The organism is Ekhidna sp. (assembly GCF_963691765.1).
In the GTDB taxonomy this organism is placed as follows: domain Bacteria; phylum Bacteroidota; class Bacteroidia; order Cytophagales; family Cyclobacteriaceae; genus Ekhidna.
In genome coordinates, this window is record NZ_OY829375.1 from 3,611,856 (window position 1) to 3,632,460 (window position 20,605).

Here is a 20,605-nt window from a genome sequence, read left to right on the forward strand (position 1 = left end):
TTTTTTGGATGCCAAGATAACCATATCGAAAGTTCGTAAGGTACTCTGGAAGTTATTTTCAGGAGTTTTCTTCTATTCTACCTCTCTACTGCTGGTAATTATGCTACTTCTTCAACTGCGCCCAGTCCAAACTTTCCTTGCTCAAGAGGTATTGGAAGTGGTTTCAGAGCAAACCGGACATGAAATTTCAATAGAACGTGTAAAAATTTCTTGGCTAGATCAGGCCTACCTTAATGAGATTTTAATTAAAGATTGGAAAGGAGATACCCTTGCATATTCAAGCAGTGTTAAGGTAAGCTATGGGATAAGGAACTTAGTCAAAGGGAATTATCTAAATATTGATGAAATCAATGCACAAGATTTAGACTTAAATCTGATCAAACATGATTCCGTCTCTAAACTCAATCTCTCCATTTTTCTACAAGCTTTAAAGAAAGACACGGCAAAGAAAAGTTCTCGCTCAATTTATGTTGATCAAATCACACTTAGTGACCTTGATTTCAAACTGGAAGATAAGTCTAGAGAACACGATGATACGAAGTTAGACTTCACAAACTTTTATTTTGATATTCCCGAATTCAGTATTGGTGAACTCCTATTGAAGGATACGATAAGTGGAGAGATTATAGAATTTAGTGGAATAGAGCAGTATTCTAGCTTTACTATTAATGAATTAAAAACTCGCTTTTATGTAAGCAATCAGTCTTTGAGTGTTGATAACTTGGTCTTTAACACTCCAACTAGTCACATCTCTGACAGCCTTGAATTCTTTTACACTGGATTAGATGATTTGGGTCATTTTAAGGATAGTGTATCATTTATTTTGCACTTTGAGAATTCCAGAATTTCAAAGCAAGACTTTGCCAGCATTTCCGGAACAGATGTGCTAAAAAAAGACATAACACTTGATGGAATTATTTGGGGGACGGTTGGTGATTTCAATATAGAAGACACAAAATTGGGCTATGGTAATTCGTATTTTGTGGGAGGTGTAAGCTGCTTTGGACTACCTGATGTTTCAAAAACATTCGTTCTTGCAGATGTGACTGATTCACACGTATTGCCTTCTGATTTAAGGCCACATATTGGTGATTATGCTGACAATCTTAACCAAATGGGAAGAATTGATTTTACGGGGAGTTTTGCTGGCTTTTTAAATGACTTTGTAGCACGTGGGGATTTTGAGACTGATCAAGGTTCAGTGCATACTGATATTAACTTAAAAATACCTGATGACCCTAATGATATGTCATATGTTGGAAACCTCGAATTCAAAGATTTGAATTTCGGAGTATTCTTTCAAAATGAAATTGTTCAAAAAATTAACCTTACTGCATCTATTAAGGGTAAAGGAATAAAACAAGAAAATGCTGAATTCGATTTGAAAGCCTTACTTTATAATAGTGGTCTTAAAGGCTACGAATATGATAGTATAGAAGTTGATGGGCATTTTGCTGAAAATTACTTTAATGGAGCTTTCTCGGTGGAAGATACGAATTGCCAAATAAATGGTGTAGCTCAAATAGACTTCAGGGATACTCATGAAGTTTTACAAGTAGATATTGATTTAAATAAAATAAATGCAGATGCATTGTATTTAACAACTAACAAACTATCAGCGAATGGTAGGATTAAGGCTGAAATCACTGATTTAGATATTGATCAATTTACTGGAAGTCTAGCTATAGATTCTGGATTACTTGTTTTAGATAGAGGTCGAATTAATTTAGATTCCATTCGAGTGAGTTCTTCCTTCAAGGATAGTACAAGAATAATATTAGCTGCTTTGCCAGGCTTGAAGTCAAACTTGGAAGGTAAGTTTAGAATTACCGATGCCCTTAAGGATATTCCAGCAATGATTGCTAGCTATTCATCAGAACTTCAATTCAATAAAGATTCGTCCTCATATCGAGTAAGTGGCAATCAATATAAGCTGTCTTTTAAAGCTGATATAGATAGCAAGATTTCCTCATATCTTGACTCGCTGGACATCCCAGTTCGCCTTGGTGGTAAAACTTTAATAGAGTCTGATTTTAGACAAAGTAGGAACGCTAACATCTCCATGTATATTAAGTCGGATACATTATTGATAGGGGCAAATGAACTTTACGATCCTGTCATTGATATAAATGGATCGAGAGACCTCAATAGTTCTGATGTTCTTACAAATTTTATCATAGAATCAAGTAATCAGGTTATTGCAGGTGTGCCCAATACAGAAGAACTTCTTGTAGAGGGAATTTGGTTCGATAATAATATTGATTTGACAACGCACATTAGCCAACCTCTTACAGCCAGTGATGTGCGATTGAAAAGTAGACTCAACCTCTATAAAGATTCGATTACCTTAAAGATGTTACCATCTAAAATTAAAGTGCTCGACGATAATTGGGTTTTTAACCCTTCTAATAAGGTTGTCATTACTCAGAATAAGACTACATTTTCAAATTTAGAAATTTATGATTCTAGTGAATCAATTACGGTAGATGGAGTTTATGCAGATACCATACCAACTTCCATTACGATTTCGTCGGAAGATTTAAATATGAATAAGGTAGGACTATTTTCTGAAGCTGAAATAGGAGGGTACTTGAATAGTAACTTTAGGATCTTTAGGCAGTCAATTAATGACGCATTCAAATTCGATGGATCATTTCTAATTAAGAATTTAGTCTATGATGATCTTCTGGTAGGAGATATTGTTGGTTCTTCAAAGTGGAATCCTACAGATAGAAGTGTATTTAGTCAGGTAAAGGTCGAACGAGAAAATGTCAATGCAATTGAAGTCGAAGGCTTTTATTTTCCGGAAGAGCAATCACAGCAACTTGATTTCAATGTGAAGTTTGATAAAGCGGATCTTAAAATGGGGGAGCCGTTTTTAAAAGATAAGTTTTCCAATATTGAGGGAGGTGCCAGTGGATCGTTGTCTCTAACCGGTTCCATAGAAAAACCTGAAGTTGTGGGCAGTTTTAATATTGTTGGAGGAGGTGTCAACATTAACTACCTAAATACCCATTATACCTTTACTGGAAAGGTTGATTTTGATCCTAGCTTAATGACTCTATCAAACTTTCATTTGCTTGATAGGAAAGGATCAGATGCACTAGTGACTGGGACGATATCACACTCTTACTTTAGAGATTTGATAACTGATATAAATATCCGTGCAAACAACTTTGAGTTTCTTAATACTACTATTTTAGAGAATAGTCTTTATTATGGGTCTGCTTACTGTACTGGAACAATTGATGTAGATGGTCCACTAAATGACTTAAATATTAAAGCAACAATTGAAAGAACGGAACCAAATACTAGGTTGTACATTCCAATTTCCCAAGGAACAAACATCGGTCAAGAAGACTATATTTCATTTGTAGACTTCTCAGATACAACCTCCGTGGGGGAATCTGAAGAATTCAAGATTTCAGGCCTGACCCTGGATTTTGATATAAACATCACTCCAGATGCTTATTGTGAATTGATATTTGACATTAAAACGGGCGAAATAATAAAAGGAAGAGGCAGAGGGAATTTGAAGTTGAGACTGGATACGGATGGTGAGTTTAGCATGTTTGGTTCTTTAGAGATCAGTGAAGGGGCATATAATTTTACTGCTCCTGGTATCAGCAAAGAATTTGATGTTGTGCCAGGAAGTAACATCACATGGTATGGCGATCCGTACAATGCGACACTGGATTTGGATGCGAACTACATTCAAAGAGCTTCATTTGAAGAACTTGATAATCCAGCAGATAGGGATCCTGCGCTTTTAGCCAATAAGGTCCCCATATCTGTAATACTCCAACTTGCGGGAGGAATGCTTTCTCCAGATATTGGTTTCGATTTGCAATTGGAAAATCAATCTGACGCCACAAATGAAAATATTTCTGCGCTTTCGAGAATTGTAATTGATGAACAGGAACTGAAAAGACAAGTGATTAGCTTGTTGTTTTTGAGGAGATTTTCTCCGCGTGAGAGTTTCACTTTAAGTGGAGGTGGCGGAGTAGGTAACAGTCTTGGCGAGTTTCTTTCTAGTCAGGTAAGCTATTTAGTGAGTCAAATTGATGAAAATCTTGAAGTAGAAGTAAACCTCGCAGATGTAAACGACGAAGCATTAAACTCCTTTCAGCTGAATCTGGCATACACATTCCTAAATGGTAGGTTGAAGGTGACTAGAGGAGGTGATTTTGGAAATCAAAATGACAATAACGACAATGTGCTCAATGATTTAGTCGGTGATTGGACAGTTGAGTATAGCCTAACCAAGGATGGTAGACTCCGAGCCAAAGTTTTTAGTAATACCAATCAGAGGATACAGGTAAATGAAAATCAACAAAATCAAGAAATCGGAATAAGCCTACGTTTTGTTCATTCTTTTGATGATATGGGTGAGCTGTTTATAAAAAGGAAAGAAGCAGTCCTAGTGCCAAGAAAAGAAGAAGAAGAAATTGCTGAGGAGGAGGATGATGACTCAGAGAATGATAGTACTTACTAGTTATTGTTTTTATTCATCAGGAATCGTTAACTTATGTAATAAACCTATATTACCATGAATTATAGAAAGTTTAGCGAGAACTATGCAAAAGAGATTGGGGGTGAGTTTAGAGAGTATGATGATACTCAGTCAGTCATTATTGTACCACTTAAAACGGATCGATTTCAAACAGTCACTGGACATATAGTTATGCATCCAGATTATGAGAGGGAGGTGGTACATCTAAAATCAAAGGTTTGTGAGTTAACTTATGATATTCCTTTTCAAGAGTGTCTTGAAGCTTCAAAAGACTATCCATATACAAAGTTTATTGTCGAAGATGGATTCCTAAAAGTCGAAGCAATTAATTTTCTAGTAAATCTGAACGATGCCATGGTCAAAGAAATGATTATGGAAATTGCCAATCATGCCGATGATTGGGAATTAAAAATTACTGGTAAGGATATTCATTGATATTTTTGCATTGCAAGCCGACTCATCGTTCCATTAATTTGGAAAGGAAAGTCCGGGCAGCATAGAGCAACGTACTTCTTAAGCGGAAGCGTACCTTATGGTATAGAGATAGTGCCACAGAAAACAAACTACCCTTAGGGGCAAAGGTGAAAAGGTGAGGTAAGAGCTCACCGGACTGATGGTGACATTAGTCGCATGGTAAACCTTACGTGCTGAAAGACCAAATAGGTTCTGCATTTGAAGGCTGCTCGCCTAAGCAGAATTGGGTAGGTCGTTAGAACTTATTGGTAACAATAAGTCTAGATAAATGATGGGATAAAACAGAACCCGGCTTACTGGCTTGCTTTTTGTTACATATATGCTAAAAAAATAAAGATGGCTAAAATTCTAATCGTTGATGATGAAAAGAGTATTCGTGATGCTCTAAGCGATATTCTTTCAGAAGAAAAATATGATGTTATTACAGCGGAGGATGGTGAAGATGGCTGGGCAAAACTCGAACAAGAGAAAATCGATCTTGTTTTGTGCGATATAAAAATGCCCAAAATGGACGGAATGGAATTACTTAGTAAGGTATCCGAAGAGGGGATAGATGTACCATTTGTGATGATATCAGCTCATGGAACGATAGATACAGCTGTTGATGCTACAAAAAAAGGAGCCTATGATTTTATTCAGAAGCCGCCAGATTTGAATCGAATTTTACTAACAGTAAGAAATGCAATTGATAATTCGAATTTGACTACTGAGACAAAAGTCTTAAGAAAGAAGGTTAGTAAAGGCTATGATATTATTGGGGGGTCAAATGGAATTACCGAGGTTAAAAATACAATCGAAAGAGTTGCTCCAACTGAGGCCAGGGTATTAATAAATGGAGAGAATGGAACTGGGAAAGAGTTAGTTGCTAGATGGCTTCATGAAAAGAGTGAAAGGTCAAAAGCTCCTTTAGTTGAAGTGAATTGCGCTGCAATTCCATCGGAGTTAATTGAGAGTGAACTTTTTGGCCATGAAAAAGGATCATTTACTTCCGCACATAAGCAACGTATAGGGAAGTTTGAGCAAGCAAGTGGAGGTACTCTTTTTTTAGATGAAATTGGTGATATGAGCCTTTCTGCCCAAGCTAAAGTATTGCGTGCTTTGCAAGACAAAAAAATTACCCGAGTTGGTGGCGATAAGTCGATCAAAGTAGATGTTAGAGTTTTAGCCGCTACCAATAAAAATCTTAAGAAGGAAATAGAAGATGGTAATTTTAGGGAGGACCTATATCACAGACTTAGTGTGATGGTAATAACAGTGCCGGCGTTAAGAGATAGAAAGGAGGATATTAAACTGCTTGCTGATCATTTCCTTGATCAAGTTGCGTCTGAATACGGTACAGCGAAAAAGTCCATCGATGAAGATGCCATTAGTCAGCTTGAAAGCTATGGCTGGACTGGAAATATCCGTGAATTAAGAAACGTCATTGAGCGATTAGTAATTATGTCCCAAGACACAATCACTAAAGCTGATGTAAAGAAGTATGTAGAAGCTTAAGCGTTTGCTTCTTGCTCCGTTTTTACTTCTTGAGTGTCTTCTTGAGCATATGTAGGACATGTTCTTTGAGTACATGCACTCATTGCTAAAATAATTACTGCTAATATGGTAAGTTTCAGTTTCATATGCGGTTTAATTCAGTGTAAAGGCTCTTTTAATACCTAACCCTTCAAAAATAGGAGAAATATTCAACTATTCAACAGCGAAAGCTTCAAAATATTTTATCCTTTTCGCTAAATCAGCAAGTTACACCCACGAATGTCGCTATTATCAAAACGACCGAGTACTTCAAAACAACCATTAAAAGACCTTCCTAAGTCTTTTGTTTCAATAAATGAGCATGTTTCGACGTTTGCTAGGTCTATTATATTAATACCTCCAGTTCTATTTTCCGGTAAGTAAGAAAATGGATCGTTTATGTCTCGGATCAAACACTTTGACCAATTAGGAAATGTAAACACTCCATCTTTTCCATATGCTTGACTCTGGAGTTCAGTCATTCCATATTCAGACCAAATCTCAGTCACTCCAAGGCCTTCTTTCAATTGCTTATGCAATTCACTTCTCGTTATTTCTTTTCTTCTTCCTTTCATTCCTCCTGTTTCCATAACAAGAGCGTTGTTGGATGGGATGCTTTTCTCTGCAATATCTAAAAGGGCATATGAAACACCAATTACAAGTTTTTTGTGATCATTTTTTAATACTTGTTCAATATCCTTATGAAGAAAATAGTCAGAACTAGGATGACTAAATTTCATGAAGTGGTCGACCATGCTTATTAAGGAAGAATCACCTTGCTCTTGATATGAAGGTAGAAATGCTACTATTTGAAACTGACTTAGCGATCCTATTTGGTTTTCAAAATTGATTTTGGCTATTTGATGATAGTTACTAATGTCCTTAATGTAATGCTTACTTCGTCCAGAATCGGTTGTTCCGCTGCTTTTAAAAATGATTTCTTCTTTCCAATCACCACATTTTATTGTATGATTTTTGAAGAACTCAATTGGCATGAAGGGTATTTCTGAAAGTTGACAAACGTTACCAGGTTTTTTGTTTAAGTACTTGCAATAGGAATGGTATATGTTGTTGGTTTTGTACTGATATTCAAATACAGCAAGCGAACTATCCAAGAAGTTTTTTTCGTTAATTCCGAAAAGATTATGTTTAAATTCTTCAGTGAAATTCATATTACCATTTCATTAGGGGCAAAGTAGATTATTTTTGTTATTATCGTATGAATAGATACTCTAAATATTTATTACCACTTGTTTTGATTCTGATGCTATCAGGATGTTTTGAAAAAGAAGTGTTCCCAGATACTCCTAAGATAGCTTTTGAAGATATCGTGTTTTTTGATGGTACAGCTACAGATTCCTTAATATTAACTTTCTCATTTGAAGATGGTAATGGTGATATTGGAATTATTGAGTCGCAAGATGTTTTACCACCTTATAATGAATTTGATGTTTTTGTAGATTCAAGAGACAGTGTCGTCACTATAGATAATATTTCTCAAGCAGTACCTCCAATCTTTACTGCACCTTTAATAACTCAAAATTGGGCTCCGGTAAGTATTATTGGAAATACTTTGTTGATAGATTTTGTGGAAGATGATTTTCCTGTTTTAGCATTTGGGAAAGAATTTTTCTCTGATGATGTTTCTGATATTCCTTTGATATGCCCTGGGCTTACCAATCAAGATGGCACCTTTCTTGAGAGTACAACTTTGACTACTTATGAATTTGGTGAGGGTTCTAATATTGTTCCTACTGATGCTGGCCGTCAAGCCATTGTAGGTACTATTCCGGTGGTTCGTGTAGAAACCTATTTTAATTTTGTTATCCAATTTGAAAAAAGAGTAGGTGATGGCTATCAGAGGCTCAATTATCAAGAGATTTTTGGAACGGATAGATGTGATATTGGAATATTTAATGGAAGGATTCCACAATATGACCCTGATGGGAAAAGTGGATCATTCACATATTCAATTCAATCTGCCGTACTTCGCCTGGCATTTCTAGATGATGTGATTAGGGCTAGGTTTTATGTTTATGATAGAGCAGGCAATAGGAGTAATCTTGTGACTACCCCTGATTTTATTCTTTCTGAAATAACTCAATAAATATTAGGAAAGTTATCCTGATCTGACTCAGATATCAACTCATATACTTTATCGAATATTTCTTCAATATTTGGTTTTGAGAAATAATCGCCATCACTACCATATGCTGGGCGGTGATTTTTTCCTGTTATTGACAGTGGTTTGGAGTCTAAGTGGAAGTATCCATTGTCTCTTTCTAATACTTGCTGCATAATGAATGCAGAAGCTCCTCCTTCAACATCCTCGTCTACTACTACCAGTCTATTTGTCTTCTCTAAGGAATTAACGATTGTTTGAGTTCTGTCGAAAGGAATTAATGTTTGTGCATCGATGACTTCCACTTCAATATCCTCATTTGCGAGCTGATTGGCAGCTTCCATTACGACTCTGCAAGTGGACCCGTAAGTTACGATGGTCGCATCCGATCCTTCTCTTAAGATTTCTGGCTCGCCCAGTGCCAATTTAAATTCACTTAAGTTTTCAGGAATTTTTTCTTTTAATCGATATCCATTCAAGGATTCTATTACTAGTGCAGGGTCATCAGATGTCATCAGTGTATTGTAGAATCCGGCTGCCTGGGTCATGTTTCTTGGTGTTAACACGTAAATACCTCTCAGAGAGTGAAGGATCATTCCCATTGGAGATCCTGAATGCCATACACCTTCTAATCTGTGCCCTCTGGTACGTATAATAAGGGGTGCTTTCTGCCCACCATACGTTCTATACTGAAGTGTGGCAAGATCATCCGATAGGGTTTGAAGTGCGTAAAGCAAGTAATCTAGATACTGAATTTCAGCAATAGGTCGCAGTCCTCTAATCGCAGCGCCAATGCCTTGACCAATAATTGTAGTTTCTCTGATTCCCGTATCAGTAACTTTAAGTTCACCGTATTTGTCTTGCAATCCAGCAAACCCTTGATTTACATCACCGATCTTCCCAACGTCTTCTCCAAAAGCAAAAATTCTTGGATCATTTGCAAGTAAGTGATCAAAACTTGCATTTAGTACTTCGCGTCCGTCAACAAGTTCGCTTTCGTCAGAGTATTGAGCTGGAACAGTCGTTACATTCAATGCTGAATCCGAAGATTCACTATATAGCTTAGAATTTAGTTGTTCTTGATATAGGTCAACTTTTTCGTTAAGCCAATTTAGTAGGTTTTTCTTTTCCTCTGAATGCTCTCCCCTTAATAATCTTAAAGTCTGTTTTGCCGACCGTACGATATGAGATTTTTCAGGGTTAAGTTCCTTTCTCAGATCATCCGAGATCTTGTCGATTTCTGATTTTTTTGAAGAAGAGATACTCGCCTTGTCAATAAGACTTAATACTTCCCGAACTTCTTTCTTAATGTCATTGCTATATGCTTTCCATGCAGCATCTTTAGCTTGCTTTGCCGTTTTCTTGGCTTCCTTCTCTAATTCATCTAAATCTTCACTTGTTGCTAGGTTCTCAGCTAAAATCCACTCCCGCATCTTAAGAATGCAATCGTAATTCTTTTCCCAGTTTAATCGGTCTTTCGATTTATATCTCTCATGCGATCCGGATGTGGAATGACCTTGTGGTTGAGTAACCTCAATGACATGGATGAGACATGGGATGTGAGATTTTCGAGAAATGTCAACAGCCTTTTTATAAGTCTTGAGTAACTCTACGTAATCCCATGCTTTTACTTGTAAGATTTCAAAACCAGGTTTGTCTTTGGTCTTTTGAAATCCGCTGAGCGCTTCAGAAATACTTTCTTTAATGGTATGATATTTCTGCGGAACAGATATTCCATAGCCGTCATCCCAAACAGACATAACCATTGGCACCTGCAAGACACCAGCCGCATTCATTGTTTCCCAGAAATGCCCCTCGGAAGTAGAGGCGTTGCCAATTGTACCGAAGGCTACTTCATTTCCTTTTATAGAAAAGTCTTCAAATTCTCCAAGGTCTTTATTTTGTCGATATAGTTTGGATGCATAAGCTAGTCCCAGTAATCGAGGCATCTGACCAGCAGTAGGGGAAATGTCAGCACTGCTGTTTTTCTTGTCTGTTTGAGTTAGCCATTCACCTTTTTCGTTGAGATAGCGAGTTGCGAAGTGACCATTCATCATTCGACCAGCTGAAGCAGGATCAGCCGTCACATCTGTATGAGCATATAACTGAGCAAAGAATTGTTGTGTATTAAGTTGGCCAATCGCCATCATGAAGGTTTGATCTCTGTAGTATCCGGATCTCCAATCACCATTTTGAAAGTATTTGGCCATTGCTATCTGAGGAAGCTCCTTTCCGTCACCAAATATTCCGAATTTGGCTTTGCCCATAAATACTTCCTTTCGTCCTATTAGACTGGCTTCTCTACTTTCAACCGCCAATTGATAATCATGAAGTATTTCTTCTTTAGAAACAGGAAGTTTTGTCTTATTCTTCGCCTCGCTCATTTAGATAAATTTTGAGATTAATTGACCTTAGTCACTCTCAAAAATATGAAATTTGATCCACTTTTAAAAGTAGAATCCTCGATATAAACTATGCTTTGGTGGATTTCATCTATTCATAAACAAATTATATTTTGTTTAATTTTAAATTGTAGTATAAAATTTCTATTATTTTAAATTTACCACCTTGCATATTTTGTATTTTAAATTGTTAGGTTTTCTCTAAAATGCACTCCCTATATTTGCCATCCCTTAACTTTATTAACCATGATAATAGGCGTCCCAAAAGAGATTAAAAACAACGAAAACAGAGTGGCTGTAACCCCATCTGGAGTAGTAGAATTTACAAAAAGAGGTCACGAAGTTTATATACAATCGACTGCTGGCGAAGGCAGTGGATTTACCGATGATCAATATGTTGAAGCTGGTGCTAAGATTTTACCTACGATTGAAGCAACGTATGAAAAAGCTGAGATGATCATTAAAGTAAAAGAACCAATTGAGCCAGAATACAAGCTATGTAAGAAGGATCAGTTGATATTTACTTATTTCCACTTTGCGTCACATGAACCGCTTACTAAAGCGATGATAGATAGTGGAGCTATATGTTTAGCATATGAAACTGTTGAAAGCGCGGATAGATCATTGCCATTGTTGATTCCAATGTCGGAAGTGGCAGGTAGAATGTCTATTCAAGAAGGAGCAAAGTATCTTGAGAAACCACTTAAAGGACGAGGAATTTTACTTGGAGGTGTCCCTGGTGTGAGACCTGCAAAGGTGATGATATTGGGTGGAGGTATTGTTGGAACTAATGCTGCGAAGATGGCAGCAGGTATGGGTGCTGATGTTACTATTCTGGATCTTAATCTTCAAAGACTTAGATATCTCGATGATATTATGCCAGCTAACGTGAATACATTCATGAGTAGTGAGTACAATATCAGAGAACTTATCGGTTCTCATGATCTAATAATCGGAGCGGTTCTAATACCCGGAGCAAAAGCACCAAGTTTGATTACAAAAGATATGTTGAAAGAAATGCAGCCGGGTACTGTACTTGTCGATGTAGCAGTTGATCAGGGAGGTTGTATTGAAACTTGTAAACCAACAACTCACGAAGATCCTACTTTTATTATCGATGATGTAGTTCATTATTGTGTTGCAAACATGCCTGGAGCCGTACCTTATACTTCTACGCTTGCACTTACTAATGCTACACTACCATATGCATTAGAGCTTGCAAATAAAGGTTGGAAACAAGCTTGTAACGATAACAAGGAATTGAAATTAGGGTTAAATGTTATCAATGGTGAGATTGTATATAAAGGAGTTGCTGATGCATTTGGAATGCCGTACACTTCAGTCGATAAGTTTCTTTAATTAGACAACGAAATTATATTGAGCCCATTCTTGAAAAAGAATGGGCTTTTTTATTCCATTCATAGTATTGATATGACCACTTACTTCAAACCTATCAAACAGGATCACAAATAGAATTTTATTTGTGATTAAGTGTTGACTTAAATCATGACCAGAAATAGTTCATATTGGCTTTTACAATCGATTGGATGGTTTGCATATGCAATGATTGGGGTTGTTGTGTCTTTTCTGTTTTACGACAGTATTGATGTTTGGGTAATCCTCGCTCAATTTTTTGGCGCGATTGTGATGTTATTGTCGACTCATTTGTTGCGATATAAGATGAAACTTGATGGGTGGTTGAAACTTAGGCTACAGCAACTGATACTTAGGTTGGTACCAACACTCGCAGTAATATCTATTCTGGCCAATGGCATTATTGTTGGATATACGATCCTGACAACTGATATAATTGATGTAGAGCGATTTTCTGTTCTTGTCTTTTTTCTCTTTTCATTCCAAACCTTTGTTTATTTCAGCCTGTGGACGGCTGTTTATTTAATTATCTACTTCTTTCGAAACTATAAAAAAGAAGAGGTTGAAAAGTGGCAGTTAGAGACTGCAGTAAAGGATGCTGAACTTATCGCACTTAAAGCTCAAATAAATCCACATTTCCTCTTTAATGCACTTAATAATATTAGAGCACTAATATTGGAGGATCATATGAAGGCTCGCGATATGGTTTCTCACCTTTCAGAGCTGTTACGATATTCCATTCAGTTTAATGACAATGAAAAAGTAACCATAGAAGAAGAGCTTAAGATTGTTAATAAATATTTGGAGCTCGAAAGTATCCATTATGAAAATCGTCTTCATTATGAAATTCTTAGCAAGAAGGATTTAGAAAGATGTAAGATACCACCTATGTTAATCCAGTTAATGGCTGAGAATGCTGTAAAACATGGGATTTCTCAAATTAAAAATGGTGGCGATATATTAATATCTGTTGACAAGGAAGGAAAGAATCTTGTACTCGAAGTGAGTAATACTGGGAAGCTGAAGAAGAATGTTGGAAATGGGATAGGATTGAAAAATGCAACAGATCGTATACGAATTTTGTTTGATAGTGAACCAGACCTTGAATTAACACAGGAAGGAAATATGGTTAGGTCTCGTTTAAAATTACCGTTGTTAAAATGAAAGCACTAATAGTTGATGACACTAGATTGGCTCGCCAGGAGCTTCAATTTCTTTTGCAAAATCATAAAGAAGTTGACGTAATAGGAGAGGCAGAGAATGCTGATGAGGCTAAATCTATGATTGAAGAATTGAAACCAGATTTGGTATTTCTCGACATTCAGATGCCAGATAAAGATGGGTTTGAGTTACTCGAGATGCTGGATGAGGTTCCGCAAATAATATTTACCACAGCTTACAGTGAGTATGCAATCAAAGCCTTTGATTACAATGCGCTTGACTATCTAAAGAAACCGATTACTGATGATAGGCTTTCTGTTGCATTGCAGCGAGTAATTGAAAATATTGAGAAGAGTGAAGAACCAAAAGATGTTCTCAATGAGAATAGTCAGGTGTTTGTAAAAGATGGTGAAAAGTGCTGGTTTGTGACCCTTAAAGACGTTCGCTTATTTGAAATATGGGATAACTATACTCGAATCTATTTTGATGAGCATAAACCGATGATTCCTAAGACTTTGCAATACATGGAAAGTCGTCTCGATCCTAAAATGTTTTTCCGTGCCAATCGTCAGCAGATTATTAATATGAAGTGGATAGATAAAATAGAGCCATGGTTTAGTGGCACTATTCGGTTATATCTAAAGGATGGTACTGAGATAGAAGTAAGCAGACGTCAAACTTCACGTTTTAAGGATTTGATGAGTTTTTAATAATCTTTCGCAGCCTATCGATAGCGTCCATATTGCTGTCGATATATATATTGTTGTGAATATGTTGCTTCTCTTTTGATGTTAAGTGCCAACTGAGGGATGCACGCTCTACATCGGACGCAGTGCCATTATTTTCATAGGAATCATAGGCAATTTCAACGATATCAAATTCTCCGTTTAGCCATAGCTTCATTTGCTCAACCTTTCCGTTATTACTAATGTCTTGCATGTTGGTTAGGTTGTTGTAAACACTCGCTATCGGATAGGTCAGGCGATCAATCACCGAAGGATTAGGCCTTTTTTCCACTGGTGAATTTGATTTGGTATCTCTCACAACCAAGAAAACCACGCCTGCAGTATTTTCATTTATCCAATCTTTAAATACATCAACAAACCTAATGGCGTCAGATACTCCAAAATTGTCTGAGATGCCAGCATCCATTATTTCAACCCTAGGTTCTGCGGGTAGACTAATATTTGGTGTGATGTATGGAAATGAAGCAGACATCCTTAGTGCTGATAGAAAGCTTAAGTTCTCAGGTTCATTTGCATGAAATAGGCCTTGAAAGTCAACACCTCGTACTTTTTGATCTTCATCGTTGAGTATTTCTGATGAAACACCCATGAATGATATTGGCTGAGAAGAGATGTACAATTTTCTTCCATCATTGGCGATTGTTGGAGCCAATATCATTGTTGGTATTCTAGATTTTTTTTCATCTTCCAGATAATCACTAATCTGAAAGTCTAGTGTATAACCCAGGTTCTTATTTAAGTTTTTTTCGAAAACATAGCCCCTGTCTATGTTGTATTTTCTTCCCGCATATTCATGAGTTCTCATTTTGAAGAATAGATCGTTTACCAGAAGCCCGAAAATCACTGGATTTAAATTGTCTTTGCCAATGTTGTTTAATGCTTCGTTTTTCAAATCTGTTAATGAAACATTTGGATTTCTTCTGAACATCTCGCGATAGTAGGCTGCACCAATAGCACCACCCGATGCTCCAGTTATAAGCATTGTTTGATCCATAAGTGTTCCATTCACAGCACTATCTGCTTTGAGCAATGCATTAACAGTCCATAATGCAGCTCTCTGACCACCACCGCTTACACACAAAAAGACCATTTTTTGATTCTTCGAGTTTGGCCATTTGGCTTTCCAACTTTCCAATGTTTCAAGCATGTGCAGTTTATCATGTATAAACTGTTCTTTGGAATGAGCTTTTTGAAGGCTTGCTACTGAGTAGGTTGTTTTAGTGGTATCATAGTTTATACCGGAAGCTTGATTAATACCTTTTCCAAGTCCGGATTTTGCACTGATGTTCACTATAATGAATATACCTAAAGCAAATGCCAATCCCCATCCCTTGAACCAATAGCTGACAGCTCCAACAAGCATTACTGCTATTGCAAAAATGAGCAGAGCACTTGCTGCTGCCGGAATCTGCAAGAACTCAATGTGTATGAAAAAGCCGAGCAGCAGGATAACGCCTATTATGCAAAGTTCAACCACAACAGAATTGAAATGATTTTGATCAAATACCCTAAGGATTGCTTCACGTGAAGCTCGATTAGCAATGTCTTCAGTAGACCTGACTTTAAATGTTAAATCAAGGTAGTTGGTCACATTGTATGCATCTGCTTTGTTCTCTCTGACGCGACTCATCACGCGATCTCTACTGAGTACATTCTTTCTTAGCTTTTTATCTAATGTTCCAGCTAAAACAATGAAGATGTCTTTATTGGTTAACATGAAATAAAGAATCATGAGCAAATGCATCCCTGCTATTCCTAGTAAAAGGCCAGCAACATGCCATGCAATATCCGCTGGTTGAGCCAGTCCATTATTGCTTTGAAAATTGATGAGCAGAATAATGTAGAGAATTAAGGATAGTAAGGGAATGAGACTGTTATTGAGTGAAAATTTGGTAAAAGGTCTCTGTAGTGCTCCAATAAATCTAAAGCGATGGCCATCAAGAATGTACGATGTAATATGCCAGGCCATGATAAGATTTCCGAAACATATGCCTACAATGAAAAAGCTCCAAAAACTGACTTCTCCAAGGTATTCAGGATCTAAAAACAGATACTGAATGCCATATACTTTGCCTAGACCACCAGAGAATGCAGCTATGACAATTGCCCAGACTGCAAGAAGTGCCAGATTATTTTTGAAATGATGAAATACTAGCTGAAGTGCAAGTGAGTGTAGCGCTTGATCTAATATATGCTTGAACTTCTTCATATAATATTCATCGGATGAATTAGACTTGATTTGATAACAGCTACTCCGAATATAGCTACTATGCAATTACATTAAAGATTTTGGTTAATCAATCTAATGAACCTAAAAGTGAATGATTTATTGCGATCAATTACTCTATAGCCTGCTTAAGATCAGCTATTAAATCATCAACATCTTCAATTCCAACACTAAGTCTAATTAATGAATCGGTGAGACCTCCAACAATTCTTTTTTCTTTTGGAATGCTTGCATGAGTCATGCCAGAGGGATGTCCAACAAGAGATTCTACACCCCCTAGTGATTCTGCTAAGCTGAACAACTTGAATTTACTTAGGGTTGATTCGGCTTGTTCGATAGTGTCCTCTTTCTGCATAAAAGAGATCATTCCTCCAAAACCATTCATCTGTTTTTTAGCAATATCATGATTTGGATGATCTTCAAATCCAGGCCAATATACTTTCTCTACGTTGGGATGATTTCTTAAATAGTTAGCAATAACTTCTCCATTTTCACAATGCCTCTGCATCCTTAAATGAAGCGTCTTTATTCCTCTAAGAACAAGGAAGCAGTCCTGAGGGCCTGGTACTGCGCCACTTGAATTTTGAATAAATCCAAAAGCGTTATCGATTTCAGGATCATTAGTACCAAGGAAGCCCATAATAACATCTGAATGTCCTGCAATGTATTTTGTTACTGAATGCATGACGATGTCTGCACCTTGGTTTAAGGGATTTTGAAGATAGGGAGAGGCGAACGTGTTATCAACAGCAACCTTTGCTCCGTGTTTATGTGCGATAGCACTAATTTTTTCAATGTCTATTATATTGAGCAGCGGATTCGTTGGCGTTTCTACCCATATTAATTTGGTTTCCTCATTTATAATTTCTTCAACTTTTTGAGGGTCTCTCATGTCCACAAATGTGAATTTGATACCAAACGCTTCAAAAATTTGTGTAAAAAGCCTAAAGCTACCGCCGTATAAGTCACCAGTACTTATTACTTCATCACCAGGTCGTAAGGTTTTGATAACAGTTTCCGTAGCACTCATACCTGATGCAAAACATCTTCCAAATTTTGCATTTTCTAAAGCAGCAATATTATTCTCTAGCGCATCTCTAGTAGGGTTGTGTGTTCTGGCGTACTCATATCCTTTATGGATTCCAGGTCCGTCCTGCACATAGGTGGAAGTTTGAAATATTGGAGTCATAATCGCTCCGGTAGATGGGTCTGGTTCTATGCCCGCATGAAGCGCTTTAGTTGCGAATTTCATTTAATTGATTGTTTGCTGTTTCAAGTGAAAGAGCCAATTTATTAATTAAGTTCCTGCTCTAAAAATATGGGCAATAAGGGTTTAGTTGAGTGAATTCTTGGTTTTATCGAAATCATACAAGGCTCAATAGATTTTACTCAGCTTTTATCTTAAAATATTAATATCCTTGAGTCTTCAACCGCTATTTAATTTTTTGATTCACCCTTCAAAAAAATAGCAATGAGAACCGTATTCACCCTAATACTGTTAGCAGCTACTAGCAGTCTTACTGCACAGTTTTTTACAGGCTACTACGTCAGTGACCCTCAAGTCCACTCTTTTGATCATTTCAAAATCAAACACGAGCATGACCATACAAAACTCGATGGTAGTTTAGTTATCCACGCTTATATCAATAACAATGAAGTATGGGAACGCAAAGCTGAATATGTTGACTCAGATGAAGAGAGAGAGAAGTTAATAGCTGACTATAGCCATGGAGAAGATATTATCTCGGCTCATATATTGAAGTTTTTGTGGGATGGTAATGAGTGGGAATACATTCTGCTCGGATATATTGCTCCTGATAAGCATCGACACTTCATTGTAATTGAGGAGATTTTTAATGATGAAACAGAAACAAGACTGCTTGAATTTAATCGATTTGATTGGGTGAAAGGACATCACATTAGACCTTCAGAAACTCACTAATATCGATTGATTTTCACCTATTTATTCACATCCATTTAGAATACCTTTGGCATCCCTTTGGACTAAATAAAATACCAGTAGATGCCAAATCCTTTATTATCTCCTTTTAAGACATCCTACGAGATGCCTCCATTTTCTCAAATTGAATCCGCTCACTACGAAGAGGGTATTGAAAGCGCCTTGGCTGAAGCCAAAATGCAGATTCAAAAAATCATTGAAAATTCTGATGCTCCATCTTTTTCGAATACAATTGAAGCACTAGAAAACAGTGGCGAACACCTACAGAGAAATTCATCTATCTTATTCAACTTAAATTCAGCGGAAACAAGTGATCAACTGCAGAAGATAGCACAAGTTGTGTCACCTAAGCTCTCAGCGTTTAATAGCGAGGTGAAACAAAATGAGGATTTATTTAAGCGAGTCAAAGTGGTTTATGAATCTAAGGATTCTTTGAACCTTACTTCTGAGGAGATCAAGCTTCTTAATGAAACGTATTTTGATTTCGTTAGAAGAGGTGTTGAGCTAGAAGGAGAAAAGAAAACACGATTTAAAGAAATAAGCATTGAGCTTTCAAAACTCTCTCTTTCATTTTCTGAAAATGTGCTTGCGGAAACAAATGACTTTGAGCTGGTACTGGATGATGAAAGTGATCTTTTCGGACTACCTGGTGATGTTGTTGCCCGAGCTAAAGAACTGGCAATAAAGAAAGGGAAGGAGTCTTCATGGATTTTTACATTACAAGCGCCTAGTTACATTCCATTTATGGAATATGCCGATAATCGCTCATTGCGTGAGCAGATGTATCGAGCGTATATGTGTAAATGCTTCAAAGGAGGTGATAGGGACAATCAAGAATTAATCTTAAAAACCGTACGACTCAAAGCAGAGCTAGCTTCTCTTTTGGGATACGAAACTTTTGCTGATTATGTACTAGAGCAAAGAATGGCTGAATCACCAGATAAGGTTATCTCTTTTCTAGAAGACTTATTAAAAAAGAGCCTTCCAAAAGCGAAGGAAGAAGTAGAAGAGATAAAGGAGTTTGTTAAATCCAAAGGTGAAGATATCATACTGCAAAGGTGGGATTGGTCATATTACTCAGAGAAGCTAAGAAAAGAAAAGTATGAGCTCGATGATGAACTTGTTAAGCCATATTTCAAGCTCGAGAATGTGATAAATGGAGTTTTCGAAACGGCAGAAAAACTATATGGAATATCATTTAGACCGAATGAAAATCTAGAAGTTTACCATAAAGATGTTCAAGCTTATGAAGTGTTGAATGAACAAGGAAAGGTGGTTTCGATATTTCTTGCAGACTTCTTTCCAAGAGATGGGAAAAGAGGAGGTGCTTGGATGACTTCTTATAGGGGGCAGAAATATGATGGAGAAGAAAGAACAATCCCTCAGGTAAGTATAGTGTGTAATTTCACTCCTTCATCCGAAGGCCATCCATCATTATTGAAGTTTAATGAAGTTGAGACTTTGTTTCATGAATTTGGACATGCTTTGCATGGTATGCTTGCTGATACTAAATACCAAAGCCTTTCGGGAACCAGTGTTTATTGGGATTTTGTAGAACTCCCATCACAAATAATGGAGAATTGGTGTTACGAAAAGGAATGTCTTGATCTTTTTGCCAGACATCATGAAACCGGCGAGCTAATACCTGAGGATTTAGTTGATCGAATCAAAAGGTCTTCTACCTATCACGAAGCTTATGCGACAGTCAGACAAATTAGTTTTGGATTGCTTGATATGGCATGGCATAGCCAGTCACTAATTGATGCTAATTCACTTTCTGATGTAGGTGCATTCGAGAGAGAAGCTTTCGCTCCAACTGAGCTTTTTCCTAATGTTGATGGAACGAACATGAGTGTTCAGTTTAGTCACATATTTGCTGGAGGTTATGCTGCTGGATACTACAGTTATAAATGGGCTGAGGTATTGGATGCTGATGCATTTTCTGTATTTAAGGAAAATGGAGTATTTGACAAGAAGACTGCAGATTCGTTTAAAAACAACATTTTAAGTCAAGGGGGTACGGATCATCCAATGACGCTCTATAAAAATTTTAGAGGAAAAGAGCCAACGGCTGAAGCTTTGTTGAATAGAGCTGGTTTAGTTTCTTAGCTTTT

14 protein-coding genes and 1 other RNA gene are annotated in these 20,605 nt (G+C 37.0%); 10 read left to right on the forward strand and 5 right to left on the reverse strand.

The window, feature by feature from the left end; genetic code table 11:
* Positions 1 to 4 precede the first annotated feature (4 nt).
* From ACY650_RS16390 to ACY650_RS16405, 4 genes are all read left to right on the forward strand, one after another.
* The gene (locus tag ACY650_RS16390; RefSeq protein WP_462249035.1) at positions 5 to 4,495 is read left to right on the forward strand and encodes a translocation/assembly module TamB domain-containing protein; all 4,491 of its coding nucleotides are present in this window, start codon (positions 5 to 7) and stop codon (positions 4,493 to 4,495) included.
* A gap of 54 nt (positions 4,496 to 4,549) precedes the next feature.
* Positions 4,550 to 4,948, forward strand: coding sequence for a type III secretion system chaperone family protein (locus ACY650_RS16395; protein WP_462249037.1), 399 nt, complete (start codon positions 4,550 to 4,552; stop codon positions 4,946 to 4,948).
* Between the two features lie 9 nt (positions 4,949 to 4,957).
* Positions 4,958 to 5,299: RNase P RNA component class A (gene rnpB, locus ACY650_RS16400), an RNA gene on the forward strand.
* A 24-nt stretch (positions 5,300 to 5,323) separates the two neighbouring features.
* Positions 5,324 to 6,481 carry a sigma-54-dependent transcriptional regulator gene (locus tag ACY650_RS16405; protein ID WP_462249039.1) on the forward strand — a complete coding sequence of 386 codons (1,158 nt, stop codon included), beginning with the start codon at positions 5,324 to 5,326 and terminating at the stop codon, positions 6,479 to 6,481.
* On the opposite strand, the gene ACY650_RS16410 is transcribed toward ACY650_RS16405, so the two are convergent.
* The gene (locus tag ACY650_RS16410; RefSeq protein ID WP_462249041.1) at positions 6,478 to 6,606 is read right to left on the reverse strand and encodes a hypothetical protein; all 129 of its coding nucleotides are present in this window, start codon (positions 6,604 to 6,606) and stop codon (positions 6,478 to 6,480) included. The genes ACY650_RS16405 and ACY650_RS16410 overlap by 4 nt on opposite strands.
* A gap of 108 nt (positions 6,607 to 6,714) precedes the next feature.
* Entirely contained in the window at positions 6,715 to 7,671 is a 957-nt protein-coding gene (locus ACY650_RS16415) for an acyl transferase (protein WP_462249043.1), read from the reverse strand.
* Positions 7,672 to 7,718: 47 nt separating this feature from the next.
* Between ACY650_RS16415 and ACY650_RS16420 the strand changes: the two genes are divergently transcribed.
* Positions 7,719 to 8,606 carry a hypothetical protein gene (locus tag ACY650_RS16420; RefSeq protein ID WP_462249045.1) on the forward strand — a complete coding sequence of 296 codons (888 nt, stop codon included), beginning with the start codon at positions 7,719 to 7,721 and terminating at the stop codon, positions 8,604 to 8,606.
* On the opposite strand, the gene ACY650_RS16425 is transcribed toward ACY650_RS16420, so the two are convergent.
* Positions 8,600 to 11,005, reverse strand: coding sequence for an alpha-ketoacid dehydrogenase subunit alpha/beta (locus ACY650_RS16425; RefSeq protein ID WP_462249047.1), 2,406 nt, complete (start codon positions 11,003 to 11,005; stop codon positions 8,600 to 8,602). The two genes, ACY650_RS16420 and ACY650_RS16425, sit on opposite strands and share 7 nt — an antisense overlap.
* Before the next feature lie 264 nt (positions 11,006 to 11,269).
* Between ACY650_RS16425 and ald the strand changes: the two genes are divergently transcribed.
* The 3 genes from ald (at position 11,270) to ACY650_RS16440 (ending at position 14,268) form a co-directional block, all read left to right on the forward strand.
* Positions 11,270 to 12,382: an alanine dehydrogenase gene (ald, locus tag ACY650_RS16430; protein ID WP_462249049.1), complete on the forward strand. Its 1,113-nt coding sequence runs from the start codon at positions 11,270 to 11,272 to the stop codon at positions 12,380 to 12,382.
* 147 nt (positions 12,383 to 12,529) lie between these two features.
* Positions 12,530 to 13,561 (forward strand): sensor histidine kinase, encoded by a 1,032-nt coding sequence (locus tag ACY650_RS16435; RefSeq protein WP_462249051.1) that lies wholly within the window; start codon positions 12,530 to 12,532, stop codon positions 13,559 to 13,561.
* The gene (locus ACY650_RS16440) at positions 13,558 to 14,268 is read left to right on the forward strand and encodes a LytR/AlgR family response regulator transcription factor (RefSeq protein ID WP_462249053.1); all 711 of its coding nucleotides are present in this window, start codon (positions 13,558 to 13,560) and stop codon (positions 14,266 to 14,268) included. The genes ACY650_RS16435 and ACY650_RS16440 overlap by 4 nt, the downstream gene beginning before the upstream one ends.
* On the opposite strand, the gene ACY650_RS16445 is transcribed toward ACY650_RS16440, so the two are convergent.
* Both ACY650_RS16445 and ACY650_RS16450 read right to left on the reverse strand, forming a co-directional pair.
* The gene (locus ACY650_RS16445; RefSeq protein WP_462249055.1) at positions 14,246 to 16,513 is read right to left on the reverse strand and encodes a patatin-like phospholipase family protein; all 2,268 of its coding nucleotides are present in this window, start codon (positions 16,511 to 16,513) and stop codon (positions 14,246 to 14,248) included. The genes ACY650_RS16440 and ACY650_RS16445 overlap by 23 nt on opposite strands.
* Positions 16,514 to 16,643: 130 nt before the next feature.
* Positions 16,644 to 17,783: a cystathionine gamma-synthase gene (locus ACY650_RS16450; protein ID WP_462249057.1), complete on the reverse strand. Its 1,140-nt coding sequence runs from the start codon at positions 17,781 to 17,783 to the stop codon at positions 16,644 to 16,646.
* 219 nt (positions 17,784 to 18,002) lie between these two features.
* Here ACY650_RS16450 and ACY650_RS16455 point away from each other — a divergent pair, with 219 nt between their 5' ends.
* Both ACY650_RS16455 and ACY650_RS16460 read left to right on the forward strand, forming a co-directional pair.
* Complete coding sequence (locus ACY650_RS16455) at positions 18,003 to 18,473, forward strand: hypothetical protein (protein ID WP_462249059.1); 471 nt, start codon at positions 18,003 to 18,005, stop codon at positions 18,471 to 18,473.
* A gap of 81 nt (positions 18,474 to 18,554) precedes the next feature.
* On the forward strand, positions 18,555 to 20,600 hold the full coding sequence (locus ACY650_RS16460) for a M3 family metallopeptidase (RefSeq protein ID WP_462249061.1): 2,046 nt from the start codon (positions 18,555 to 18,557) through the stop codon (positions 20,598 to 20,600).
* Positions 20,601 to 20,605 lie beyond the last annotated feature (5 nt).